Raw genomic sequence first — 8,992 nt, forward strand, 5'->3', positions numbered from 1 at the left:
CCGCTCGGTGATGCCGAGCTCAGCGCCTTTCCAGAGCCGATTGATTTCAGAGGTGAAGTGCTCGGCTAGCAGGTGGGACTCAAACACCAGCATGGTTTCGTCGTTCTGGTGGGCGGCTGAGGGGCTCCAGTTGAAGGAGCCTGTGATTACGGTGCGGTTGTCGATGACAGCCAGCTTGTGGTGCAGTTTGTCGCCGCTGGCCAGGCGTGGTGTGCCGACACTCTCCAGGGGGCGCTGCCAGGGGCGGTTCGCCGCCTCCACGCCGCAGCGGTGATCGGGCAGTTGGGTGCCGAGTAGATCGAGCACTTCGCTGAACGCGCGGTTCGCAAAGCCGGGATCGGCCAGTAGCCGGATGGCCACCCCCTGCCCCTGCAGGCGGGCCATGACATCGGCCAGCCGTTGTTCAGAGAGTACGAATAGGGCGAGATCCAGCTGCTTGCGGCTGCCGGAGAGCAACTTCTCCAACACCAGCAGACCCTGGTGGGGATCGCTGCGACGATGGGGGGCGAACAGGACCGTCACCGGCGTTGCCCCCACCAGCAGCTTTTGGGGAGCTCCGCCGCCCTTGCCCAGCCCAAAGCGGCTGTCGGGCTGGCCGCCGGGGCCGTCGCCCCACATCCGCTCAAACTCGGCCACAAAGGAGTTGGCCAGTTCACGGCTGCGCAGACGCAGCAGGTGATTCACGTTGCCGCGGCTGCGGTCTGCCCCCGGATCTCCGTGGATGCAGGAGGGGGTGAAATTGGCTGAGCCGGTCACCACCACCGCCCTGTCCACCACCATGAATTTGTGATGCATGAGGCCACTGCCAGCGCTGCCATCGGCGGTGTCATCGATCAGGGGCACGCCGGCCCGCTGCAGGATTGCCACAGCGTCCCCCCAACCGAGGGCCTTGAGCTGTTCATGGCGGGTGCGTTGGTGTGGGGCCAGATCGGCCGGATGTTCTTCGCTCCAGGGGCTGCTGTAGGTGTTTTCCAGCACCACCTTCACCGTCAGCCCCTCGCGGTGCTTAGCCGCCAGCGCTTCGGCCAGCTTCGGCAGCGACAGCTCCTGAACCGCTACCAGGATTTCCTGCCGCGCCGACTGAATACTTGCCAGCACGAAAGCCTCGAGATCGTCGCCCTGACGCCATTGACCGTTGATAGGGCTGCGGTAGCGGCTGGTTTCGGCGTGGTTGAAGGCCAGCTCGATCCCCTTGGGCAGGGGCTTGGGCCGGGCTGACTGGCCCAGTAGCTGGGCGTCAGCGCTGCAACCAGCTAAAGCCAAGGCCATAAGGCTTGCCCAGGCAAAGGGTTGGCGCGGCGAAAGGTTGGCCATGGATTCCCTGGGCGGTTGAATCCAGGGTTCCCACATCGGATCAAGCTGAGGCTTTACCTAGTGGTGGCCGGGCATCTCGGCGGTGCGCAGCATCACCACAAACCAAGCAGTACCAATCAATACGGCGCTTAGCATGGCGGCTGGTAAGCCGAAGCGCATCAACACAACCGGCACAATCAGCGGAAATGCCAAGGCTCCTGCCATCGGCGTGAGGGCGACGGCTGAGCGCTTCAGTGCCAAGGCTCGATTTAGAACCATTCGCTTACGGCCTTTTCGGCTGGGTTGCTGTTGTCCTCAGGGGTAGAGCGGCTGAATTCCAGGGTGATGTTGCGCTTCTGCTCGCCATCGGCGGCGACCGCCTCGATCGGATAAAGCTGCTGACCATCGCGGAATGGCACTTGCACTCGGAAGGTGCCATCGGTGGAAAGGGGCACCTCCTCACCGCCAATGGTGAGGCGGGCAGCGGGATCGGTGGCCCCATAGACAATCAGCTCAGCATCAGCCACAAGCCAAAACGAGCGTTGACGGGAGGCGACCCCGCCGATGCCGGAGGCGTTGCGGCCACTGGCCCAGATGCCGGCACCAGAGGTGTTGAGTTCACTGGTGTCTAGGCCGGCTGCCTCTAGCTCATGGAAAGCCTCAGAACCCCTGCCAAGACTGCGCCAGCGGGCTGTAGCTGTTTGATATAGGCGTTCGTGCAGTCCTGAATCGGCTGGCTCCACCGGCATCGGCAGGATGGCTGGAGCCGTGTCCAGCGAAAAGGGCACGAACTGATCGAGTATTTGCTCGCTGGGGTGCTGGGCCGGTACCCGTGCCACTGAAGAGAAGGCCAGGGATATCCAGCCGCCGCCGCCTTTGCGGTAGCCGAGTTCCACCCGGTAATCCCGATCGCACAGGGGCACTGGCAAATACCACTCGGTGGCATGGCTGTCGACCACCACTTCCTGCAGGGTGTGGGGGTGGGCTGAGCCGCCGGGCAGGCCAGTTACGTCGGCGACGCGCAGACAAAGCTGGGAGGCACCAGTTGCCAGGGCTGAGGCCCGATCGCTTTGGGAGATATCCCAGAACACATAGGCCCACTGGGGATCGCGGGGCAGAAATACGACGCTGGTATTTGCTGAGCTGGGGCGGGGAGCTGGGGGTAGCTTTGCTTCGATTGCCTTGAGACTGATAGGCGTGTCCTCCTCATCCTGGCGATCATTGATGGCTGCTAGGAGTTCATCCTTGGACTTACGGCTGTACAAGCCCACCCCAAGGTCGCTAGCGACCTGGCGAAGCTGACGCAGGGTCATGCGTGCCAATGCGGTGAATGCTTGAGTCACAGCAACAGATTTCTTTTGGGATCAGTGTGGACGAGTTTCTCCTGACTCGGGTAGCCCGATCTAGAGCCGTCAGTAGATGCTGACGGCCTGGGTGCTGATGGCCCATAAAAAAGGGCGGCCTTTTGACCGCCCGGGGATTTAGTTGGAGACTGGCTTCAGCGGCCGATGCTGCGGTAAGGAACCTTGGACATATAGTCCATGCTGACGCTGCCGGATGCAGCGCCTTGGCTGCGCATTGCAGGCAGATTGCGCACCCAGGGGAGGTAGTCCTCGGGGAAGCCGCCACGGCGCTGACCGGAGCGAGCGGGGATCGTTTTGGCGGTGCCGGTGTACACAAGTTGGGGGAAGCCCAAGATGCCGCGGTAATAGGCCTCGTATCGCGGAGTGGTGATGTTGAAGGGGGTTTCGCCCAGATCGCGGGAGCCCACCACGCGGTTGCGGTGGAAGGGAACGGTGTCGTAACCGAAGGCGTCCAGGTATTCCTGGCCGTTGAGGATGTCGTCAACCATGCCCTTGACCCCGCGGGTCATCAGTACGGCCGCCCAGGCGATCTCCTCAGACCTGCCGTGGGTGGGTCGACCCAGCAGCTTTTCCACCAAGTGGCGCACCACTCGGTAGTTGCTGTTCAGGTTGTAGAAGCTGCGGGTGAAGGTGTCTGAGAGACACAGGGAGCGAATGAAATCCCGCACACTCATTTGGCCGTTGCGCAGCTGGCTCTCCAATGTCGAGTTGCGGTCGACCTTGAAGGCATAAAAGAAAATCTGTCGATAACACGACTCAATGACCAGATTTAGGTCTTTGGGATCCATTGCCCTGTCCATGGACATGGGTTTGGGGTCCTCATCCGAACCCACCCGAAGCGGGGCAACCCGCGAGTTTTGGGTAGTGGGCGCGTATTTCAGGAGGGGCAGGGCCACACAACTTCATCATCCGTCGTTGCTGATCGTAGAAGTGCAGCCGCGGCCGGGTTCGGCTGGCCGAGACAGGGCTCACAGTCCGTAACGTTCGTCACCATCCCAGGGGAGACAGGGGCTGCTCGGAAACGGGCTCTTGGGCTGGGGTTTTGGCCCCAGGCTCCGGGCCGTCTAGCAGCCGTGTCTCGACGCAGAAGGACGCCGTATTGGAGAGGCCCTCCACCGTGCTGGTGCGCAGACGCACATTGGGGCCGGCAAAGCTGAATCGCTCCAGGCTGGCCATGGTTTCGTAGCCGGTGGTGAGAAGTAGACCGTCGCGCTCGTCCATGGCGAAATGACCTGCCACGGGGGCGGTTTCGGCGTAGCCACGGTCGCGCAAAAGCAGGCCGGACCGGCCGAGCTCATCGGTGGGAATCAAGCCGAAAACACTTTCCCCCTCGTGGGCTTCTCCGGCCTTGTCCCACGCCATTGAGGCGTTCCAGGTCACCCGGCAGCCTCCAACGAGGCCGGCGGGATCTTCGCCGTGGAGCTCGGCGATGGCGATCAGGCGGGGGTCGGATGCGGCGATCTCCACCACCTCAATGAAGGAGCCTCCCGCCTCAGCTCGCCGGTGCAGCAGGTGATGGCTGCTGCGCTGGGAGCGCCAGCGACCGCAGCTAAGGCGGAAAAAGCTGAGGGCGTCGGCGATCGACTCGGAATGGATTTCGCTCACTGGCGTGCCGGGGCTGTGGCTGTGGCGATGATCGCAAGCCGCGGCGATTAGGTCGCCCAGCTCTAGGGTCAATGGCGCCCGGTTCAGGGTTGCGGCCAGTTGCTGCAGCTGCCCGCCCGCCGCCTCTAATTGCTCCACCAGGACTGCCTGGAAGCAGGGGGCGTCGGCGAGCGCGGGCTGCTGGCTGGCCCAGGCGCAAATCGCGTCATGGCCTGGCAGGGCCCCCGCGGGCTGTTGGGTTTCAACCGCCTGCAGGCTGCGCAGGCTGTGGGCCAGGAGGCGCAGATGGTGCCGCTCCGAGGCAGGCAGGAGGGTGGCCTCCAGCTCCGCCAGTTCCGCTGCTGAAAGCGGACTTTGGGCCTGGGGTGGCGGTGCTTCAGTCGTCACGGCAGGGCGTCAGGCGAAAGCCGCAAGAGTGACCCTTCTCCAAGCGCCATTGCACCCGATCCACCTGGCAGTCGGGAAAGGTGTGGCGAATTAGCTGCAGCTCCTGGTCGCAGATGCAGGGGAATTGCTCGGCAATGCGCATTACGGAACAGTGAAATTCACTGAGCATCCAGGCTTGAGGGTTGCCGGCATCCTGGGAACATTCCGCCAGGTACCCCTCTTGCCGGCGTAGATCCACTAGTTGATCCAGCCTCTCTTGAAGCGAGCCAGCGCCGATGCGGTGGCGGTAAGCGTCAGCCTGCTGAAGGGCTTGTTGTTCTAGGAGTCCCTGCAGAATTGCAGGGGGCAGGTTGCCAGCCAGAGATTGCAGCAGGCCGAGGGCGAAATGGTCGCTGCCATCAGGAAATTGCCCCTGCCCCTTGGCGGTAAGGCGCCAGTGATTGCTGGGCCTGCCCGGACCCTCCGCCGCTGGAGTGGACTCGACCAAACCATCATCTTCCAAGCCACGCAGATGGCGACGCACAACCTGCACCGACATCTCCAGGTGGGCGGCTAGGGCGCTAGCGGTGGCCTCTCCATGCCTAACCAGCAAGGTGAGGACCGTATCCCGGGTGGATGCCGGATCGGCGTGCTGGTGAATGATTTCGGGAATGGCGCTCACGGCAAAGGCCGGTTGACACAACGATGCCACGACTGGCGGGAGGTTGGGGATTGGGCCCCGCTGGCGGCCTTGGTGTCTTAAGCTCGATCCCTAACGAAACACATTGGTTTCGTAATGGTCTGCCGGCAAATCCGATTGCTGGCAGCCGATGGCACCGGATTCCGGGGTGCTGTTTGACTACCGCCTTCTGATCACCTTCCCTTTCGAGCCATGTCCGACACTCCGGCCAGTTCGACCGCTGAGAGCCCCGCAGGGAGCTCGCCGGCGCACTCCGACAGCTTGGAGGTGATTCGAAAGTTTGCTGAAACCTATGCGCAGCGCACCGGTACTTACTTTTGTAGTGATCCCGGTGTGACCGCGGTTGTGCTTGCTGGCCTTGCCAAGCACAAGGATGAGCTTGGTGGTGCCCTATGCCCCTGCCGTCATTACGAGGACAAGCAGGCAGAGGTTTCCCAAGCCTTTTGGAACTGCCCTTGCGTGCCCATGCGGGAGCGTAAAGAGTGCCACTGCATGCTGTTTCTCACCGAGGATAATGCTTTCCGTGGTGACCAACAGACAATTTCCATAGACGAAGTTAAAGCCCTTACTGCCAGCTGAGTCGGTTTACCTCAATGAGTACTGCAACCGTTGGCGATCTAGTTTCACAGCCGTATAAGCACGGTTTCGTTACTGATATTGAAACTGAAAAGATCGCCAAGGGTCTGAGTGAAGACGTTGTGCGTCTGATCTCCTCCAAGAAAAGTGAGCCTGAGTTTTTATTGGCTTTTCGGCTGCGGGCCTACCGCCAATGGCTGAATATGCAGTCACCAGATTGGGCGGCACTGGGTTACCCGCCGATTGATTATCAAAATATTATTTACTACGCAGCTCCTAAGCAGCAGGAGAAAAAAGCAAGTCTTGACGAGGTCGATCCCAAGCTGCTGGAAACATTCGAAAAGCTTGGCATCCCCCTAAGTGAGCAGAAGCGCCTCTCCAACGTGGCAGTTGATGCTGTTTTTGACAGTGTCTCAATCGCCACCACCTATCGTGAAAAGCTTGCAGAGCATGGGGTTGTTTTCTGCTCAATTAGTGAGGCTGTAAAAGAATATCCAGGCTTGGTAGAGAAATATCTTGGCACAGTGGTTCCCAGTAATGACAACTATTTTGCGGCCCTGAATTCTGCGGTTTTCAGCGACGGTTCTTTTGTTTTTATCCCCAAGGGCGTTGCCTGCCCGATGGAGTTGTCAACTTACTTCCGGATTAATTCTGCCGATACGGGTCAGTTTGAGCGCACTTTGATTATTGCCGAAGAGGGTGCTTCGGTTAGCTACTTGGAGGGGTGCACGGCCCCGATGTTTGATACCAATCAACTCCATGCAGCCGTTGTGGAGTTGGTAGTACTTGATGATGCTTCTATCAAATACTCAACGGTTCAGAACTGGTACGCCGGTGACGAGCATGGCGTAGGTGGCATTTATAACTTCGTGACCAAGCGTGGCCAGTGCCGGGGCGACCGCAGCCGAATTAGTTGGACTCAGGTGGAAACTGGATCAGCAATCACTTGGAAGTATCCCAGTTGTGTGCTGCAAGGTGCTGATTCGGTGGGCGAATTTTATTCAGTTGCCCTCACTAATAACTATCAGCAGGCTGATACTGGTACCAAGATGATTCACGTCGGTCCTAGGACCCGCTCAACCATTGTCAGTAAAGGCATCAGCGCTGGTCATTCTTCTAATAGCTATCGCGGCCTTGTCCAAATCGGCACTAAAGCGGTAGGGGCTAAGAATTATAGCCAGTGCGATTCGATGTTGATTGGCGATCAGGCTGGCGCTAATACCTATCCCTATATCCGCTCTCAGCAACCGGATGCCGTAGTGGAGCATGAGGCAAGCACTTGCCGCATCTCCGCAGACCAACTCTTTTACCTGCAAAGCCGGGGCATTGGTTTTGAAGAGGCTGTTTCGATGATGGTCAGCGGTTTTTGCCGCGACGTGTTCAATCAACTGCCAATGGAATTTGCTGCTGAGGCAGACAAATTGCTTGCCCTCAAGCTCGAGGGATCAGTGGGCTGAGCCGCACCGATCTGTTCTATCTGTTCGTTCCCCCTTTCCCGCCTTTCCTTACCTGCTGTGATTCGCCCAGACGCCCCGGTATTGCTCGAAATTTGCGACCTGCACGCGCGGGTTGAGGAGCAGCCAATCCTTAAGGGGGTAAACCTCACGATCCGAGCTGGTGAAATCCACGCAGTGATGGGGCGTAATGGCAGTGGCAAAAGCACACTTTCCAAAGTGCTGGCCGGCCATCCCGCCTACACGGTCACAGCCGGGTCGGTTTCATACATGGGCTCAGACCTGCTTGAGCTAGCCCCAGAACAGCGCTCCCGCTTGGGCTTATTCCTGGGATTTCAATATCCGGTGGAGATCCCGGGGGTTAGCAACCTTGAATTCCTACGGGTGTCCACTAATGCCAGCCGCGCTCAAAGGGGTGAGGAGGAGCTGGACACCTTTGCTTTCGAGGACCTTGTGCGCGAGCGCCTCAAGGTGGTGCAAATGGATCCGGCCTTCTTAGATCGCAGTGTCAACGAAGGCTTCTCCGGTGGCGAGAAAAAGCGCAACGAGATCTTGCAGATGGCGCTACTTGAGCCTTTGGTGGCGATCCTCGATGAAACCGATTCTGGCCTCGATATCGATGCTCTACGCATCGTGGCTGATGGCGTTAATCAACTAGCTGGCCCCGAAAATGCCACCTTGCTGATCACCCACTACCAGCGCCTGCTGGATCTGATCACCCCGGATTACGTCCATGTGATGGCTGCGGGCCGGATCCTGCGCACCGGTGGCAAGGAGCTGGCCTTGGAGCTTGAGCGCACTGGTTACGAATGGGTGGATCAGGAGCTAGCCAACCTGGGCCAGGAACCTGCGGAGGTGCTGTGATGCCAGCTGCGGTTATGCCAAATACTGCCGATTGGCTCACCCAACTTGCTGGCGCTCCCCTGCCAGGCCGAAGTCAGGAGGAGTGGCGATTCACAGGCCTGGCGGCCCTAGAGGCCTTGGCGCCCGAGCTCTGGAGTGGTGTCGATCCATTCGCCCAACTCAGCTTGCCCGCTGGCATTAGCCGCATCGGAGCTGATCAGGCGCAGGGGTTGCAGCAGCAGGTGCTTAAAGCCACAGGCGGCACCGATGCTTGGTCGGTGCGGCTTAATCAAGGCGCTTCGCCCCGCTGTCTGGCCTTGCGGGTGGCTGGAGCAGCGGATCCGTTGCAATTGCATTTTGACGCCGGCGCGGAGCCGGGTCTGCGGGCACTGCAGCTGGTGCTCGTGCTTGAGGAGGGCGCCAGCCTGGAGCTGCTTATTCAGCACGGCTCCAGTGGCCCCAATGCCACCAGCTTGGTAGCGGTGGCCCAGCTTGGCCGCGGCGCCCAGCTCAATCTGGGGTTACTGGCGCCTGGCAATGCCCGCGCCAGCTTGCTCAGCCACCTGTCGATCACTCAGGCTCCCGCCAGCTCCCTGCAAGTCACCACCGCGGTTGGGGGCTGGGCCCTCAGCCGGCTCGAGCCCTGCATCAGCCAGCTCGAGGGAGCGGCCCACACCCGGCTGCGGGCCCTGCAGCTGGTGGATGGCCAAGAGTTGGCCGACACCCACAGCCAAGTGCGTTTTGAAGGCCCCGATGGGCAGCTCGACCAGCTCCACAAGGTGGTAGCTGAT

Annotated in this window: 10 protein-coding genes; 4 read left to right on the forward strand and 6 right to left on the reverse strand. The window is 60.3% G+C overall.

The features are described from left to right. From KBY72_RS13270 to sufR, 6 genes are all read right to left on the reverse strand, one after another. Positions 1-1,314: phospholipase D-like domain-containing protein (locus tag KBY72_RS13270; RefSeq protein WP_254993780.1), on the reverse strand; the 1,314-nt coding region annotated here is incomplete at its 3' end. A 57-nt stretch (positions 1,315-1,371) separates the two neighbouring features. Beyond that, the gene (locus KBY72_RS13275; RefSeq protein ID WP_254942744.1) at positions 1,372-1,554 is read right to left on the reverse strand and encodes a hypothetical protein; all 183 of its coding nucleotides are present in this window, start codon (positions 1,552-1,554) and stop codon (positions 1,372-1,374) included. A gap of 8 nt (positions 1,555-1,562) precedes the next feature. Next, positions 1,563-2,606 carry a DUF4912 domain-containing protein gene (locus KBY72_RS13280; RefSeq protein ID WP_254960465.1) on the reverse strand — a complete coding sequence of 348 codons (1,044 nt, stop codon included), beginning with the start codon at positions 2,604-2,606 and terminating at the stop codon, positions 1,563-1,565. 185 nt (positions 2,607-2,791) lie between these two features. Then, a complete protein-coding gene (locus KBY72_RS13285) occupies positions 2,792-3,553 on the reverse strand; it encodes a phycobilisome rod-core linker polypeptide (protein WP_254960464.1) in 762 nt (253 codons plus the stop codon). Between the two features lie 91 nt (positions 3,554-3,644). Then, positions 3,645-4,253: a phycobiliprotein lyase gene (locus KBY72_RS13290; protein WP_254960486.1), complete on the reverse strand. Its 609-nt coding sequence runs from the start codon at positions 4,251-4,253 to the stop codon at positions 3,645-3,647. Positions 4,254-4,638: 385 nt separating this feature from the next. Continuing rightward, on the reverse strand, positions 4,639-5,310 hold the full coding sequence (sufR, locus tag KBY72_RS13295) for an iron-sulfur cluster biosynthesis transcriptional regulator SufR (RefSeq protein WP_254960463.1): 672 nt from the start codon (positions 5,308-5,310) through the stop codon (positions 4,639-4,641). Positions 5,311-5,520: 210 nt separating this feature from the next. Here sufR and KBY72_RS13300 point away from each other — a divergent pair, with 210 nt between their 5' ends. The 4 genes from KBY72_RS13300 to KBY72_RS13315 form a co-directional block, all read left to right on the forward strand. Next, complete coding sequence (locus tag KBY72_RS13300; RefSeq protein ID WP_254960462.1) at positions 5,521-5,907, forward strand: ferredoxin-thioredoxin reductase catalytic domain-containing protein; 387 nt, start codon at positions 5,521-5,523, stop codon at positions 5,905-5,907. A 14-nt stretch (positions 5,908-5,921) separates the two neighbouring features. Continuing rightward, positions 5,922-7,361 (forward strand): Fe-S cluster assembly protein SufB, encoded by a 1,440-nt coding sequence (sufB, locus tag KBY72_RS13305; protein ID WP_254960461.1) that lies wholly within the window; start codon positions 5,922-5,924, stop codon positions 7,359-7,361. 57 nt (positions 7,362-7,418) lie between these two features. After that, positions 7,419-8,222 (forward strand): Fe-S cluster assembly ATPase SufC, encoded by an 804-nt coding sequence (gene sufC / locus KBY72_RS13310; RefSeq protein ID WP_254960460.1) that lies wholly within the window; start codon positions 7,419-7,421, stop codon positions 8,220-8,222. Then, a partial coding sequence (locus KBY72_RS13315) for a SufD family Fe-S cluster assembly protein (RefSeq protein ID WP_254993781.1) occupies positions 8,222-8,992 on the forward strand: 771 nt, incomplete at its 3' end. The genes sufC and KBY72_RS13315, both read left to right, overlap by 1 nt.

The organism is Cyanobium sp. BA5m-21 (assembly GCF_024346235.1).
In the GTDB taxonomy this organism is placed as follows: Bacteria; Cyanobacteriota; Cyanobacteriia; order PCC-6307; family Cyanobiaceae; genus Cyanobium_A; species Cyanobium_A usitatum.

Excerpts from the sequence above, each read along its gene's own strand:
- KBY72_RS13280 (WP_254960465.1), bottom strand. The coding sequence starts at position 2,606 with ATGACCCTGCGTCAGCTTCGCCAGGTCGCTAGCGACCTTGGGGTGGGC.
- sufB (WP_254960461.1), top strand. The coding sequence starts at position 5,922 with ATGAGTACTGCAACCGTTGGCGATCTAGTTTCACAGCCGTATAAGCAC.
- KBY72_RS13300 (WP_254960462.1), top strand. The coding sequence starts at position 5,521 with ATGTCCGACACTCCGGCCAGTTCGACCGCTGAGAGCCCCGCAGGGAGC.